11 protein-coding genes and 1 tRNA gene are annotated in these 16,231 nt (G+C 71.2%); 9 read left to right on the plus strand and 3 right to left on the minus strand.

Annotation, left to right across the window (positions count from 1 at the left end):
• Window positions 1–188 precede the first annotated feature (188 nt).
• Complete coding sequence (locus BMX65_RS00750) at window positions 189–1,931, minus strand: lytic transglycosylase domain-containing protein (RefSeq protein ID WP_079171624.1); 1,743 nt, start codon at window positions 1,929–1,931, stop codon at window positions 189–191.
• 310 nt (window positions 1,932–2,241) lie between these two features.
• A complete protein-coding gene (gene polA / locus BMX65_RS00755; RefSeq protein WP_074998143.1) occupies window positions 2,242–4,977 on the minus strand; it encodes a DNA polymerase I in 2,736 nt (911 codons plus the stop codon).
• A 231-nt stretch (window positions 4,978–5,208) separates the two neighbouring features.
• Here polA and BMX65_RS00760 point away from each other — a divergent pair, with 231 nt between their 5' ends.
• From BMX65_RS00760 to BMX65_RS00790, 7 genes are all read left to right on the plus strand, one after another.
• On the plus strand, window positions 5,209–7,491 hold the full coding sequence (locus BMX65_RS00760) for an FdhF/YdeP family oxidoreductase (protein ID WP_074998144.1): 2,283 nt from the start codon (window positions 5,209–5,211) through the stop codon (window positions 7,489–7,491).
• 79 nt (window positions 7,492–7,570) lie between these two features.
• The gene (locus tag BMX65_RS00765; RefSeq protein WP_074998145.1) at window positions 7,571–8,023 is read left to right on the plus strand and encodes a PaaI family thioesterase; all 453 of its coding nucleotides are present in this window, start codon (window positions 7,571–7,573) and stop codon (window positions 8,021–8,023) included.
• A 551-nt stretch (window positions 8,024–8,574) separates the two neighbouring features.
• Window positions 8,575–9,819 (plus strand): branched-chain amino acid ABC transporter substrate-binding protein, encoded by a 1,245-nt coding sequence (locus tag BMX65_RS00770; protein ID WP_074998146.1) that lies wholly within the window; start codon window positions 8,575–8,577, stop codon window positions 9,817–9,819.
• A gap of 94 nt (window positions 9,820–9,913) precedes the next feature.
• Entirely contained in the window at window positions 9,914–10,843 is a 930-nt protein-coding gene (locus tag BMX65_RS00775; protein WP_074998147.1) for a branched-chain amino acid ABC transporter permease, read from the plus strand.
• Window positions 10,844–10,848: 5 nt separating this feature from the next.
• Window positions 10,849–12,729 (plus strand): branched-chain amino acid ABC transporter permease, encoded by a 1,881-nt coding sequence (locus tag BMX65_RS00780; protein WP_074998713.1) that lies wholly within the window; start codon window positions 10,849–10,851, stop codon window positions 12,727–12,729.
• Window positions 12,730–12,735: 6 nt separating this feature from the next.
• Window positions 12,736–13,689, plus strand: a complete 954-nt coding sequence (locus BMX65_RS00785) for an ABC transporter ATP-binding protein (RefSeq protein ID WP_074998148.1) — start codon at window positions 12,736–12,738, stop codon at window positions 13,687–13,689.
• A complete protein-coding gene (locus BMX65_RS00790; RefSeq protein ID WP_074998714.1) occupies window positions 13,686–14,402 on the plus strand; it encodes an ABC transporter ATP-binding protein in 717 nt (238 codons plus the stop codon). The genes BMX65_RS00785 and BMX65_RS00790 overlap by 4 nt, the downstream gene beginning before the upstream one ends.
• A 75-nt stretch (window positions 14,403–14,477) precedes the next feature.
• Here BMX65_RS00790 and BMX65_RS00795 read toward each other — a convergent pair whose 3' ends face one another.
• Window positions 14,478–15,161 (minus strand): ANTAR domain-containing response regulator, encoded by a 684-nt coding sequence (locus BMX65_RS00795; protein WP_074998149.1) that lies wholly within the window; start codon window positions 15,159–15,161, stop codon window positions 14,478–14,480.
• A gap of 91 nt (window positions 15,162–15,252) precedes the next feature.
• On the opposite strand from BMX65_RS00795, the gene BMX65_RS00800 reads away from it, so the two are divergent.
• Both BMX65_RS00800 and BMX65_RS00805 read left to right on the plus strand, forming a co-directional pair.
• Window positions 15,253–15,339: transfer RNA gene (locus BMX65_RS00800), tRNA-Leu, on the plus strand.
• Between the two features lie 80 nt (window positions 15,340–15,419).
• A complete protein-coding gene (locus BMX65_RS00805) occupies window positions 15,420–16,223 on the plus strand; it encodes a helix-turn-helix domain-containing protein (protein ID WP_074998150.1) in 804 nt (267 codons plus the stop codon).
• Window positions 16,224–16,231 lie beyond the last annotated feature (8 nt).

Consider the following 16,231-nt stretch of genomic DNA (forward strand, 5'->3'; position numbering starts at 1 on the left):
CTGCTTCACCCCCCTGCGGAACGGCCGGGCCGGGCGAACTGACGGCCCGTCACTTGCACCGGTCGCACCGTAGCAACGTCCGCGCGGGATGGGAACCGTGCGCCCCGGCCCCGGCCCGGCGGGGGGCGGCTGAGCACAGCGGACCGCCCCCGGTGCCCGGCACCGGGGGCGGCGGGAGGCCGTCGTGCTCAGCCCTTGACGGTGACCTTCACCTGCACGCTGGCGCCGCCCTCGGCCGTCAGCGTCAGGGTGTAGGTGCCGGGCCGGTCGCCTGCGAACAGTTCGGGCAGTACGACCACACCGTCGGCGTCCGTCTTCAGGTCCACGAGACGGCGGATCGGGGTGCCCTGCTCGTCCTTGCCGAAGTACGGGCCGGTCTCGGCGCCCTCGCCGAACGTGGCCGTCACCGCGGTGTGCGCGACGGCCTTGCCCTTGCGGGTGGCCTTGACCCGCACGGCCTGTGTGAACTTCCCGCCCTTGCCGGCCTCCAGCACGCCGTCGCTCGTCCGCGCCAGGGTGTCGGCCTGCGGGGCCGTGACCGAGGCCGCGAAGTCGACGCTGCCCAGCTTCTTGCCGGGAACCGTCGCGCGCACGGTGAAGGAGCCGGTCCTGTCGCCCGCGCTGAGCGCGGGTGCCGTGGCGTTGCCCTGCGCGTCGGTGGTGACCGTCGTACTCCTGGCGCCGTCCTCGAAGGCGGCCCCGGTCTCGCCCCGGACCTCGAACCGGACCCGGACGCCCTTGACGCCCTTGCCCTTGGCGGTCTCGACCTTGACGACGGGGTGGCCGGCGAAGTCCTCACCGGCGACCGCGGTGAACTTCCCGGCGCCGACCCGCTCGATGGCGTGCGGGCCGGTCGGCTCGGGGCTGGGCTTGCCGCCGTCGTCCCCGTCGCCGGGCTTGCCGTCGCCACCGGGCTCGCCCGGGTTCCCGGGCTTGTCCGGCTTGCCGGGTGCACTGGGCTTGCCGGGCTTGCTGGGCTTGCTGGGCTTGCCGGGCCGGTCGTCCGCGGGGTCCGCGCCGCCACGCCCCGCGCCCGGGCTCGAACCGCCCCCGGGCTCGCCGAGTCCAGGAGTGGTGGGCAGCACGGAAAGGTCGCGGTCCGGCACCGCGTGGGTGCCCTTGCGGTAGTACTCGAACCAGGCCAGGACGGTCCGCAGGTAGTCGCTGGAGTTGTTGTAGCTGAGGACGGCCCGGTCCAGTCCGGCACCGGAGGACAGATCGCGCCCGTCCGCGCACAGGTAGGCGCCCGCGGCGAGAGCGGCGTCGTGGATGTTGTTGGGATCCTTGCGGCCGTCGCCGTTGCCGTCCGCGCCCCAGCGGTCCCAGGTGGAAGGGATGAACTGCAGCGGGCCGACCGCACGGTCGTAGGTGGTGTCGCCGTCCCAGCGGCCGCCGTCGGTGTCCTCGATGTGGGCGAAGCCCTTGCCGTTGAGCACCGGACCCAGGATCGGGCGCAGCGTCGTGCCGTCCTTGTCGACGGCGCCCCCGCGGGCGTGACCGGACTCCACCTTGCCGATCCCCGCCAGGAGTTCCCAGCGCAGCCCGCAGCCCGGAGTGCGGGAGGCGAGCGACCGGGCGGCCTTCTTGTAGGCGGCCAGCACCGAGGACGGAATGCCGGAGGTGTCGCCCGAGCCGCCGGGCTCGGAGGTGCCGGGCGGGTGCGGGGACTCCAGCGGCGGCAGTTCCGTGGCGTAGTCGTCGTCGCCCGGCGTGCGGTCGCCCGCGGAGCCGGGCCGGTCGCTGCCGTGGTCGCCGGCGAGTTCCACACCGGGGGCCTGCGAGGCGGTCAGTGCCGCCATGACGACGGCCGCGACGGCCGTGCCGCCCAGCCCCCTGCGGTATCTGGCACTGCGCAGCCCGCTGCGACGCCGGTGTCCCGCCGCTGTGGTGGCCACCCGCCGTGCGGCGTGCCGGCCCCGGATTCGCGCCATAGGTCAGTCCCGTCCTCTCCCCATCGGACGCAGTCACCGTGACCTTACGGCAGAGCCTGCCCCAAGTCAGCGGCCGTGAGGGACTTCTGGCGCTTATGCCCCGCTTCGGAAGCCGGTTTTCCCGATGTTCGCCCCGCTGTTCCCCCATGTCCTCCACAGGAGCATGTACGTGACCGGCCGCCGGAGGACGGCGCCCGCCGTCCGCGCAGCCGCCGGAAGCCCGAGGGCTCCGGGACTGCGGGACGACGACAGGGCCGCGGGGCGGCAGGCCGCGCCCCGTCGGGGCCGGGGCCCCCGGATGCGGGGCGACTCAGTGCGCCGCCGACTCCCAGTCCAGACCGACGCCGACCGACACGTCCAGCGGCGCCCGCAGGGAGACGGCCGAGGACATCTCGGAGCGCACCAGTTCCTCGACCCGCTCCCGCTCCCCCGGGGCGATCTCCAGCACGATCTCGTCGTGCACCTGGAGCAGCATCCGGGAGCGCAGCCCGACCGCCCGCAGCGCCGCATCGACCTTGAGCATGGCGACCTTGACGATGTCGGCCGCCGTGCCCTGGATCGGGGCGTTGAGCGCCATCCGCTCGGCCATCTCGCGGCGCTGCCGATGGTCGCTGGTCAGATCGGGCAGATAGCGGCGACGCCCCATGATCGTGTGGGTGTAGCCGATGGCACGGGCCTCCTCGACCGTACGGTGCAGATAGTCCCGCACCCCGCCGAAGCGCTCGAAGTAGGTGTCCATCAGCTTCCGCGCCTCGTCGGGGGTGATGCCGAGCTGCTGCGAGAGCCCGAAGGCGGACAGCCCGTAGGCCAGCCCGTAGGACATCGCCTTGATCTTGCGGCGCATCTCCGCGTCGACACCGCTCTTCCCGACGCCGAAGACCTGCGCCGCGACCGTGGTGTGCAGGTCCTCTCCGGAGGTGAACGCCTCGATGAGCCCGGCGTCCTCCGACAGGTGGGCCATCACCCGCAGTTCGATCTGGCTGTAGTCGGCCGTCATCAGCGACTCGAAGCCCTCGCCGACGCGGAAGCCGCGGCGGATGGCGCGGCCTTCGTCCGTGCGGACGGGGATGTTCTGCAGGTTCGGCTCCGTGGAGGAGAGCCGGCCGGTGGCGGCGACCGTCTGGTTGAACGTGGTGTGGATACGGCCGTCGGGCGCGATCGTCTTGATCAGGCCCTCGACCGTGGTGCGCAGCTTCTGCTGCTCGCGGTAGCGCAGCATGACGACCGGCAGCTCGTGCTCGGTCTGGGTGGCCAGCCAGGCCAGCGCGTCCGCATCGGTGGTCCAGCCCGTCTTCGTCTTCTTCGTCTTGGGCAGGCCCAGCTCGCCGAAGAGCACCTCCTGGAGCTGCTTGGGCGAGCCCAGGTTGAACTCGTGGCCCACCGAGGCGTGCGCCTCCTCGACCGCCTGCTGCACGGCCCCGGCGAACTGCTGCTCCAGGCCCGTGAACCACTCCTGGTTCGCCGCGATACCGGCCCGCTCCATCCCGGCCAGCAGCTCGGACGTCGGCAGCTCCAGCTCCCGCAGCATGTCGGCGGCCCCCACCTGCTCCAGCCGCTCCTCGAAGGCGCTGCCCAGGTCGTGCACGGCGCGGGCCTTGACCATCAGGGCCTGCGCCTCGGCCTGCTCGTCCATCCCGAGCGCGAGCTGCCCGTCGGCCTCGGCCGCCGGGCCCAGCTCGCGGCCCAGATACTCCACCGAGAGCGCGTCCAGTGCGAAGGAGCGGCGGCCCGGCTTGTCCAGGTAGGCGGCGAGCGCGGTGTCCATCCACACGCCGTCCACCCGCCAGCCGTGTTCGGCGAAGACGCGGATCAGCGCCTTGGCGTCGTGCATGATCTTGCGGCGGTCCGGGTCGGCGAGCCAGTCGGCGAACGCCCGCTCGTCCTCCTCCGGCAGCTCGGCCGGGTCGAACCAGAGGGCCGGGCCGGTGCCGGTGGCCAACGCGACCTCACTGACGCTGCCGGTGCCCTGCTTCCACACGTCGACCGTGGCGACACCGAGCGCGGCCGTCCCGTGCTGCTCCAGCCAGGGGGCGAGCGCACCGGCCTCGGCGACCGTGCCGTCCACCTCGACGCCCTCCGCGGGCGCGGGCTCCTCGGCCTGTGCGGCAGCCGGGTCCACCGCGAAGAGGCGGTCGCGGAAGTTCTGGTGGCGGAACTCCAGGGTGTCCAGGATGACGGCGAGCGCGTCGCGGTCGTAGGGCGCGCGGGCCAGGTCTTCCGGCGCGTCGGGCAGCTCCACGTCCCGCACCAGCTCGGTCAGCCTGCGGTTGAGCAGCACCGACTCCAGGTGGGACCGCAGGTTCTCGCCCGCCTTGCCCTTGACCTCGTCCGCCCGTCCGGCCAGCTCGGCCAGGGAACCGAACTGGGTGATCCACTTGGTGGCCGTCTTCTCCCCGACCCCGGGGATGCCCGGCAGGTTGTCCGAGGGGTCGCCGCGCAGGGCGGCGAAGTCCGGGTACTGGGCCGGGGAGAGGCCGTACTTCTCCTGCACCTTCTCCGGGGTGTAGCGGGTCAGCTCGGAGACACCCTTGGTCGGGTAGAGCACCGTGACGTTGTCGCTGACGAGCTGGAAGGTGTCCCGGTCGCCGGTGACGATGGACACCTCGAAGCCCTCGGCCTCGGCCCGGGTGGCGAGCGTGGCGATCACGTCGTCCGCCTCGAAGCCGTCCACCGCGTAGCGGCGCACCCGCATGGTGTCGAGCAGCTCGCCGATCAGCTCGACCTGGCCCTTGAACTCGTCCGGGCTCTTGGACCTGTTCGCCTTGTACTCCGAGAACTCCTCGGAGCGCCAGGTCTTGCGGGAGACGTCGAAGGCGACGGCGAAATGCGTGGGCGCCTCGTCACGCAGGGTGTTGGCCAGCATCGACACGAAGCCGTAGATCGCATTGGTGGGCTGCCCCGAGGTGGTGTTGAAGTTCTCCGCCGGGAGAGCGAAGAACGCCCGATACGCGAGGGAATGCCCGTCCATGAGCATCAGGCGGGGCTGCGTCCCGCCGCTCTGCTGAGGGTTTGCTTCTGGTGCCGTCTTCGATGCCTTCTTAGCCACGGTGCCGATCCTCCCATGCGGGTCCGACAATCGCCGGACACGGCGCCGGGCGGGACCGCAGGACCGGGGGCAGGAACGGAGGCGCAGGAACGGAGGCACCGGGCGGGGGCCGCGGGGCCGGGACTCCGACGCCCGGGGCCGCGCAGCCGGACTGCCCGGACGCGGGATCCGGAGCGGCGGCCGCGCACACCGGGCTGCCCACGGCGGCCGAGGAGTGGCACCATCCAGGGTATGACTCGGAAGCCTCCCTCCAGTGACCCGGTCCAGGACGCGCCCCAGGTGGGAGAACCCGCACGGGCCGCGGCGGGGCTGCCGGCCGTGGGCCACTCGCTGCGGATGGCGCGGCAGCAGATGGGCGTGAAGCGCACAGCACTGACACTGCTGCGCGTCAACCAGAAGGACGGCTTCGACTGCCCGGGCTGCGCCTGGCCGGAGGGCGAGAAGCGGCACACCGCGGAGTTCTGCGAGAACGGGGCCAAGGCGGTCGCCGAGGAAGCCACCACCCGCCGGGTCACCCGGGACTTCTTCGCCGCGCACCCGGTGGCCGGCCTCGCCGAGCGGTCCGGCTACTGGCTGGGCCAGCAGGGCCGGCTGACCGAACCGATGTATCTGCCCGAGGGCGGCGAGCACTACGAGCCGATCGGCTGGGACGCGGCCTTCGCGCTGATCGCCGAGGAGCTGCGCGGCCTGGGGTCGCCCGACGAGGCGGTCTTCTACACCTCGGGCCGCACCAGCAACGAGGCCGCCTTCCTCTACCAGCTCTTCGCCCGCGAGTTCGGCACCAACAATCTGCCGGACTGCTCCAACATGTGCCACGAGTCGTCCGGCTCCGCACTGACCGAGACGCTCGGCGTCGGCAAGGGCAGCGTGCTGCTGGAGGACCTCCACCGGGCGGACCTGATCATCGTCGCGGGGCAGAACCCGGGCACCAACCACCCCCGGATGCTCTCCGCGCTGGAGGAGGCCAAGGCAGGCGGCGCGCGCATCATCACCGTCAACCCGCTGCCCGAGGCGGGCATGGAGCGGTTCAAGAACCCGCAGACCGCCAAGGGCCTGGCGGCGGGCGGCACTCCGCTCACCGATCTCTTCCTGCAGATCCGGCTCGGCGGCGACCAGGCGCTCTTCCGGGCGCTGAACCGGATCGTCCTGGAGCGGGAGGGCGCGGTCGACGAGGAGTTCGTCCGGGAGCACACCCACGGCTTCGAGGAGTTCGCGCAGGCCGCGCGGGCCACCGACTGGGCTTCGACGCTGGCCGCCACCGGGCTGGAGCGCGCCGAGATCGAGCGCGCGGCGGAACTGGTGCTGGCCTCGGAGCGCACCGTGGTGTGCTGGGCGATGGGGCTGACCCAGCACAAGCACGCGGTGCCCACCATCCGGGAAGTGGTCAACTTCCTGCTGCTGCGCGGGAACATCGGACGCCCCGGTGCCGGGGTCTGCCCCGTGCGCGGCCACAGCAATGTGCAGGGCGACCGCACCATGGGCATCTTCGAGCGCCCCGCGCCCGCCTTCCTGGACGCGCTGGAGCGGGAGTTCGGCTTCGCGCCGCCGCGTGCCCACGGCTACGACGTCGTCCGGGCGATCCGCGCGATGCGCGACGGGCAGGTGAAGGTCTTCCTCGCGATGGGCGGCAACTTCGTGGCCGCCTCCCCGGACACCGGGGTGACCGAGGCCGCGATGCGCCGGGCCCGGCTGACGGTGCACGTCTCGACCAAGCTGAACCGCTCGCACTGCGTGACGGGCGCGCGGGCGCTGATCCTGCCCACCCTGGGGCGGACCGAGCGCGACACCCGGCCCGGCGGCGACCAGTTCGTCACCGTCGAGGACTCCATGGGCATGGTGCACGCCTCGCGGGGACGGCTGGAGCCGGCGAGCCCGCTGCTGCGGTCCGAGCCGGCGATCGTGGCCGGGCTGGCACAGGCCGTACTGGGTACGGGATCCACCGTCCCCTGGGCGGAGCTGGCGGACGACTACGGGCTCGTCCGCGACCGCATCGCGCGCGTGGTGCCCGGCTTCGAGGACTTCAACACCAAGGCGGCCCGCCCCGGAGGCTTCACGCTGCCGCACGCGCCCCGCGACCGGCGGCGCTTCCCCACCGCGACGGGGAAGGCGCACTTCACGGCGGCGCCGGTGGAGTACCCGCGGCTGCCCGAGGGGCGGCTGCTGCTGCAGACCCTGCGCTCCCACGACCAGTACAACACCACCGTCTACGGGCTGGACGACCGCTACCGGGGCATCCGCAACGGCCGCCGCGTGGTGCTCGTGCACCCCGCGGACGCGGCCGCGCTCGGACTGCCGGACGGCTCCTACGCCGACCTGACCGGCGAGTGGGACGACGGACAGCAGCGGGTGGCCCGCGGATTCCGCGTCGTGCACTACCCGACAGCGCGCGGGTGCGCCGCCGCGTACTACCCCGAGACCAACGTGCTGGTGCCGCTCGACGCCACCGCCGACACCAGCAACACACCCGCCAGTAAATCCATCGTGATCAGGCTCACTCCCTCGGCGGCCGACTGACGCCCGCGCGGGCATAAGCTCGGACCGGCCGGTCGGAGACGGAGCACCGGCGGACGACGGAGGATCGGAGCAGCGGCACATGGGCGAGCAGACCACCACCGAGTTCCCCCAGGAGATCCTGGACCAGTGGAAGGGGTCGGGGGTCGACCTGCCCGCGCTGTTCTCGGCCGGGAAGCTGGGCGAGCGGATGGGCCTGCAGATCCTGCACGCGGCCCCCGAGCGGGTGGTGGGCACGCTGCCGGTCGAGGGCAACACTCAGCCCTACGGGCTGCTGCACGGCGGCGCCTCGGCCGTGCTCGCCGAGACGCTGGGCTCGGTGGGAGCGATGCTGCACGGCGGACCGGGCAAGGCCGCCGTCGGGGTGGACCTCAACTGCACCCACCACCGCGGGCCGCGCTCGGGCCTGGTGACCGGGGTGGCCACCCCGGCGCACCGGGGGCGGACGATGACCAGCTACGAGATCGTCGTCACCGACGAGCAGGACCGGCGGGTGTGCTCGGCACGCCTGACCTGCCTGCTGCGTGACGCGTAAGGACCGCCGCCGCGCCCGACGGGGCGCCCTCCGCTCCCGGTGCGGCAGGGCCGCCGGACCGGCCGCCTGCCGCGCCGCCGACGCCGCGCCCTCACCCGCCGGGGCCGACCGCCACCGGCGCGGCGCCGCCGCCTGCACGTCACGTTCCGTGACGTGCAGGCGTTTCCAGCGCCCGCCACGCTCGCGGGCCCGCCGCGCCCGGGCACGCGCCCGCGCGGCCCGTACGGTATCCGGACCCACCGCGCGGCCCCGGTCGGCGACGCACCGGACCAACTGCGGCTTCCGGCCGCGCAACATGTCCGCCATCCGCCCGTCATACCGGGCGGACCGCGGAGCAGCGGCCGCCGGTCGACCGGTTCCGTGACGGTCATAACAAGAACGTCACATCCTGGATCCGCCCTCTGCCCGGCGGCACCGGCAGCGCCATAGAGTCACCGCCAGTCACGCGCCGCCGGGCGCACGACAGCACCGTTCTGTACGACTCGTACGGCCCGGCGCGCGATACGGCCACTCACTCCATGGGGGGCCGCGCCTCGGGGAAAGGACTGATCGTGCGTCACCGTTCCTTGCTCATACTCACCGCCACCGCCACGGTGGGAGCCCTCACCCTGTCCGCGTGCGGCTCGCGCGACGACAAGAGCGGAGGCAGCGACAGCGGCTCCAGCACCACCGTCGTCATCGGCGTCGACGCCCCGCTCACCGGCGACCTGTCCGCACTCGGGCAGGGCATCAAGAACTCCAGCGATCTCGCGGTCAAGACCGCCAACAAGAACAACGAGGTCAAGGGCGTCACCTTCAAACTGGAGGCGCTGGACGACCAGGCACAGGCCGGAACCGGCCAGCAGAACGCCACCAAGCTGGTGGGCAACGACAAGGTCGTCGGGGTGGTCGGCCCCCTCAACTCGCACGTCGGCCAGTCCATGCAGAAGGTGTTCGGCAACGCCGGACTGGTGCAGGTCTCCCCCGCCAACACGGCCCCCGAGCTCAGCCAGGGCCCCAACTGGCAGAAGGGCGACAAGAAGCGGCTGTTCGACACCTACTTCCGCACCTCCACCACCGACGCCGTACAGGGCCCGTACGCCGCCCAGTACCTGTTCGACAAGCGGAAGCTGAAGAAGGCGTACATCATCGACGACAAGAAGACCTACGGCGCCGGACTGGCCGGCACCTTCACCGACGAGTTCAAGAAGCTCGGCGGCAAGGTCGTGGGCACCGACCACATCAACCCCGACGACCGGGACTTCTCCGCCGTCGCCACCAAGGTCGCCAAGTCCAAGGCCGACTTCGTCTACTACGGCGGCGAGTACCCGGCAGGCGCCCCGCTCAGCGCGCAGATCACCAAGGCCGGCTCCGACGCACTGGTCGTCGGCGGTGACGCGCTCTACAGCGAGGAGTACATCAAACTCGGCAAGAAGAACGTCGACGGAGACCTGGCCACCTCCGTCGGAGCACCGCTGGAGACCCTCGACACCGCCAAGACGTTCATGAAGAACTACCAGGCCGCCGGCTACAAGCTGCCCTACGAGGCGTACGGCGGCTACGCCTACGACAGCACCTGGGCGATCATCCAGGCGGTCAAGGCCGTGGCCGAGAAGAACGACGGCAAGCTGCCCGGCTCCATGGACGACACCCGCAAGCAGATCACCGAGGCCATGCAGGACGTCCAGTTCAAGGGCGTCACGGGAGACGTCGCCTTCGACGAGTACGGCGACACCACCAACAAGCAGCTCTCCGTCTACGAGGTCAAGGGCGGCAAGCACGAGCCGGTGCGGACCGGCACCTTCGGCGAAGGCTGATCCGCACACCACTGCCCCAGTCGGTACCGCACGGCTGCGCGGGGGCGCCCGACGCGCCCCCGCGCAGCCGTATCTGACACCTCAAGGAGTCCCGGTGCAAGATCTGCCGGATCAGCTGGCGAACGGACTCGCACTCGGCGCGTTGTACGGCCTCATCGCGATCGGGTACACGATGGTCTACGGCATCGTCCAGCTCATCAACTTCGCCCACGGCGAGATATTCATGATCGGCGGCTTCGGCGCGCTGACCGCCTACCTGTGGCTGCCCGACGGCACCGGCATGGCCGTCGCCCTCCCCCTGATGATCCTGCTCGGCGTCGTGTGCGCCGTCCTCGTCGCCATCGGCGCCGAACGCTTCGCCTACCGGCCGCTGCGCGGCGGACCCCGGCTCTCGCCGCTGATCACCGCGATCGGGCTGTCCCTCGCGCTCCAGCAGGCCGTCTGGGCCTTCTACCCCGAGGCCAAGAAGGCCCGCCCCTTCCCGCAACTCGGCGGCGGCGACCTCGACCTGGGCTTCGTCGCCCTCTCCCGCGAAGACCTGTTCATCTTCGTCTCCGCACCCGTGTGCATGCTCGCGCTCGGACTGTTCGTGGCCAAGACCCGCACCGGGCGCGCCATGCAGGCCACCTCGCAGGACCCCGACACCGCCAAACTGATGGGCGTCAACACCGACCGCATCATCGTGACGGCCTTCGCCATCGGAGCCGCCTTCGCCGCCGTCGCCGCCATCGCCCAGGGCTTCAAGACCGGGGAGGTCAACTTCCGGATGGGCTTCATCGCCGGACTCAAGGCGTTCACCGCCGCCGTCCTCGGCGGCATCGGCAACATCTACGGCGCCATGGTCGGCGGCCTCGTCCTCGGCGTCGGCGAAGCCATGGCCACCGCCTACATCGGCGACGTCCCCGGACTCGAACAGTTCGGCGGCGGCTCCTGGAAGGACGTATGGGCGTTCATCCTGCTCATCCTCGTCCTCCTGGTACGGCCCCAAGGAATCCTCGGCGAACGCCTCGCGGATCGGGCGTGATACCCATGACCACACAGCACACCACCACCCCCGCCCCCGGCACAGCGGACACCACCACCGCCACCGCGGGCCCACCGCCCCTCCCGCTCAGCCCCGACCCGCACACCAGCCGCACGCTGGGCCGGATCCTCGTCGGCACCGGAGCCCTCACCGCCTTCGCGAGCACCATGCTCCCCTGGACCTGGACCTCCGCGTTCCCAGGCAACCTGACGATCGCCATGTACCCGGCGGGCCTCCAACTCCTCACCCTCACCGCGGCCGTCCTCACCGCGGCCATGCTCCTGGCCACCGCGGGCGTCCGCGGACTGCGCTGGCTCACCCCGGGCGGCAGACACAGCGCCCTGCTGCTGCTCACCCTCGGCAACCTCGCCGCCACCTGGTACACCGCCGCCGCCATCGCCGTCGAACTCGGCGGTGTCGTCAACTTCGAACCCGGCATGTGGATCGCCGCCGCCGGCACCCTGCTGGCCGCCGTCGGCGCCCTCGCCCTGCCCACCGACCTGCCCGCCGACCTGCCCGCCGGCCTGCCCGCGGACGCCGACGCGGACCGGCCCGCGCCCGGCACCCGGCAGGGCCCGCCGTGGCAGCGGCTGCGCCGGGCCGTCGCCGCACCCCCGCCGGGACCGGCAGCGCCCCTGCCCGGCTGGGCCGAGATCCTGGTGATCTGCGCCGCCTGCGCCGCCGGCCTCTACGTCTTCGCCTACGGCATCGAGGCCGAAGGCGGCCCGCCCTTCATCGGATTCCTGATCCTGGCCGCCTTCGCCTTCCCCGCACTCGGCCGGGCCGGACTGCCCCGGCGGCTCTCCGCGCTGACCGTCGCACACCGCACCGTCACCCTGGCCGCCACCTTCGCCGCCGCACTGCTCTTCCCGATCACCCAGAGCAACGAGGCGTACACCAACATCGCCGTCAGCGTGCTGATCTTCGCGACGGTCGCGCTCGGCCTGAACATGGTCGTCGGCCTCGCCGGCATCCTCGACCTGGGCTACGTCGCGTTCCTCGGCGTCGGCGCCTACACCGCGGCACTGGTCTCCGGAGCCGAGACCTCCTCACTCGGCATCCACGTACCGTTCTGGGCCGCCGTCCTCATCGGCGCCGCCGTCGCCCTCGTCTTCGGCCTCTTCATCGGCTTCCCCTCACTGCGCCTGCACGGCGACTACCTCGCCATCGTCACCCTCGGCTTCGGGGAGATCTTCCGCATCTCCGTACAGAACCTCGACGGCGACTCCGGCCCCAACATCACCAACGGGCCCAACGGCATCCCCAACATCCCCGACCTGAAGATCTTCGGCTTCGACCTCGGACAGCCGCACACCGTCCTCGGCTTCGAAGTCGGCCGCTTCGGCAACTACTACCTGCTGATGCTCCTGTTCACCGCGATCGTCGTGACCGTCTTCCGGCGCTCCGACAACTCCCGCATCGGACGGGCCTGGATCGCCATCCGCGAGGACGAGACCGCGGCCCGCGCCATGGGCGTCAACGCCTTCCGGCTCAAACTCATGGCCTTCGCCCTCGGCGCCACCCTCGCCGGCATGGCCGGCACCGTCCTGGCCCACGTCGAGTTCTCCGTCACCCCCGAGTCCTACAAGTTCGTGCACACCGCACCGCCCAACTCCGCCTTCCTCCTCATCGCCGTCATCCTCGGCGGCATGGGCACCGTCAGCGGCCCCCTCATCGGCGCCGCGCTCCTCTACCTCATCCCGGCCAAACTCCAGTTCATGGCCGACTACCAGCTCCTGCTCTTCGGCATCGCGCTCGTCCTGCTGATGCGCTTCCGGCCCGAGGGCCTGATCGCCGACCGCCGCAAGCAGCTCGAGTTCCACGAGCCGGAACAGCTCGGAACCCCCACGGCAGCGGCCCCCGGCCTCGGCAAGACGGAGGCGTGAGACGAGATGACCACCACGACCACCACGCCCGGCACCCCGGCCCCCGGCACCGGCAGCGGCGGCGCCGTGCTCGACGCCTCCGGCGTCACCATGCGGTTCGGCGGCCTCACCGCCGTCCGGGACGTGAACCTCGATGTGCACGCCGGGGAGATCGTCGGCCTCATCGGACCCAACGGCGCCGGGAAGACCACCTTCTTCAACTGCCTCACCGGCCTCTACATCCCAACCGAGGGCACCGTCCGCTACCGGGGCACCGTCCTGCCCCACCGCTCCCACCTGGTCACCCAGGCAGGCATCGCCCGCACCTTCCAGAACATCCGCCTCTTCGCCAACATGACCGTCCTGGAGAACGTCCTCGTCGGCCGGCACACCCGCACCCACGAGGGCCTCTTCTCCGCCCTCGTCCGCGGCCCCCGCTTCCGCAGAGCCGAACGGGAATCCGAGGAACGCGCCATGGACCTCCTGCGCTTCACCGGGCTGGAGACCAAACGCGAACACCTCGCACGGAACCTCCCCTACGGCGAACAGCGCAAGCTGGAGATCGCCCGCGCCCTCGCCAGCGAACCCGGACTGCTGCTGCTGGACGAGCCCACCGCGGGCATGACCGCAGTCGAGACCACCGCCACCCGCGAACTCGTCCTCGCCATCCGCGCACAGGGCACGGCCGTACTGGTCATCGAGCACGACATGCGGTTCATCTTCAACCTCTGCGACCGCGTCGCCGTCCTGGTTCGCGGCGAGAAACTCGTCGAAGGCACCCCCGAGACCGTGCAGCGCGACGAACGCGTCGTCGCCGCCTACCTCGGCACCCCCTTCGAGGGCGAACCCGGCCAGGCCGAGGCGGCCGAAGTGCAGGCCGCGGAGGAGGCCGAAGCCGCGGCCCACCGGGACACGGCGGGCGGAGCGGACGCACACCCGCCGGACCCGGCAGACCGACGGCAGGAAGGACGGACGGACTGATGGCCCTGCTCGAAGTCGAGGACCTGCGCGTCGCCTACGGCAAGATCGAAGCCGTCAAAGGCATCTCGTTCGCCGTCGAGGCAGGCGAGGTCGTCACCCTCATCGGTACCAACGGCGCGGGGAAGACCACCACCCTGCGCACCCTCTCCGGACTGCTCAAACCCGCAACCGGGAAGATCAGCTTCGACGGGCAGCCGCTCGACGGCGTCGGCGCCCACAAGATCGTCGCCATGGGACTCGCCCACTCGCCCGAAGGACGCCGCATCTTCCCCCGCCTCAGCATCGAGGAGAACCTGCGGCTCGGCGCCTTCCTCCGGAAGGACCCCGCCGGCGTCGCCGACGACATCGGCAGCGCCTACGAACGCTTCCCCATCCTGGGAGAACGCCGCAGACAGGCCGCCGGCACCCTCTCCGGCGGCGAACAGCAGATGCTCGCCATGGCACGCGCCCTGATGTCCCGCCCCAAGCTGCTCATGCTCGACGAACCCTCCATGGGCCTCTCCCCGATCATGATGCAGAAGATCATGTCGACCATCGGCGAGCTGAAGGCCCAGGGCACGACGATCCTCCTCGTCGAACAGAACGCCCAGGCCGCGCTCTCGCTGGCCGACCACGGCCATGTGATGGAGACCGGCAGCATCACCCTCTCGGGCACCGGCGAGGAACTGATGCACGACGAGTCCGTCCGCAAGGCGTACCTCGGCGAGGACTGACGGCGCACCGGCGGCGAGCCACCGCGCACAGCGGAGGGGGGCGGGTCCGTTCCGGACCCGCCCCCCTCACGCTGCTCACTGCTGCTTGCGGCGCTCCTCCGCGTCGGCGATGACCGCCTCGGCCACCTGCTGCATCGACAGCCGCCGGTCCATCGACGTCTTCTGGATCCAGCGGAAGGCCGCCGGCTCCGTGAGCCCGTACTGGGTCTGCAGCACGCTCTTGGCCCGGTCCACCAGCTTCCGCGTCTCCAGCCGCTGGGAGAGGTCCGCGACCTCCTTCTCCAGCGCCTTCAACTCGGTGAACCGGGAGACCGCCATCTCGATGGCCGGCACCACGTCGGTCTTGCTGAACGGCTTGACCAGGTAGGCCATGGCCCCGGCGTCCCGGGCGCGCTCCACCAGCTCGCGCTGCGAGAACGCGGTGAGCATCAGCACCGGCGCGATGCCCTCCTCCGCGACCTTCTCCGCGGCGGAGATGCCGTCGAGCACCGGCATCTTCACATCGAAGATGCACAGATCCGGCCGGTGCTCGCGGGCCAGCTCCACGGCCCGCCCGCCGTCGCCGGCCTCACCGACGACGGTGTAGCCCTCCTCCTCCAGCATCTCCTTGAGATCCATCCGGATCAGGGCCTCGTCCTCCGCGATCACGACCCGCCGCGTCGCCGGAGGCACATGCTCACTCCCGCCCGCCGAGGTCGGTTCCTCGACAGGCTCTGCACTCTGGGCACTCTCGGGCTCGGGGAAGTCCGCCGCGCTCACTTGGCTCCTCGTTTCCGCACGGGTGGGAGGGCCGAGCCTACCTAGTGACCAGGGAGACGGGTTACCCGGTACACTTTCTCCGTGGTTCCTGGCCGGGTTGGCGGAACAGGCAGACGCTGATGTCTCAAACACATCTGTCCGAAAGGACGTGCGGGTTCGAGTCCCGCACCCGGCACCAGAGCAGTGCGCCCGTCACTCCTATGAGTGACGGGCGACCGATTTCTCCCGGCTCCCCCCGGAGTGCGTGATGCTGCCCACATGAGGCCGCACAGCAATGCGAAACGGGAACAGGCGCTCGATCTGCACCGGCGAGGGGCCACCAACCGAGAAGTGGCCCGATGCCTGCAGGTCCCGTACGGCACGGTCGGCTACTGGCTGCATCGAGAACGGCTCCGCCGTTCCGGGGGTGATCGCCCCTCCACCGGGGACGGGCGCAGACGGGAATGCCCGCGCTGCGAGAGCCGCTCCTTCGACAGACGCGCGTACTCCTACCTGCTCGGGCTCTACCTCGGCGACGGCCACATCATCCAGAGCTCCGGGCACCGGGTACCCAGCCTGATGATCGCTTGTGCAGACGCCTGGCCGGGCCTCATCGCCGAATGCGAGGAGGCCATGCGGAGAGTGTTCCCGCACAACGCGGTCTCCGGGACCAGAAGGACCGGGTGCCGCAACGTGAAGGTGTACTCCCAGCACCTCTGGTGCCTGTTCCCCCAGCACGGCCCGGGAAAGAAACACGACCGGCGCATCGAGCTGGTGTCCTGGCAGCGGGACATCGTGGACACTCACCCCTGGGAGCTGATCCGGGGGCTGGTGCATTCCGACGGCTGCCGCATCACGAATTGGACCACGCGCACTGTGGGTGGGGAGCGGAAGCGGTACGAATATCCGAGGTACCTGTTCGCCAATCGCTCCGAAGACATTCTGCGGATCTACGGCCGCGCCCTCGACCGTGTGGGGGTCGAGTGGAAGCTCCTCCGTCGGGACGCGATCCCATACAACGTCTCCGTCGCGCGGCGCGCCTCCGTGGCGCTGATGGACGCGCATGTCGGCCCGAAATACTGAGGACCCGG

Source organism: Streptomyces qinglanensis (assembly GCF_900111245.1).
In the GTDB taxonomy this organism is placed as follows: Bacteria; Actinomycetota; Actinomycetes; order Streptomycetales; family Streptomycetaceae; genus Streptomyces; species Streptomyces qinglanensis.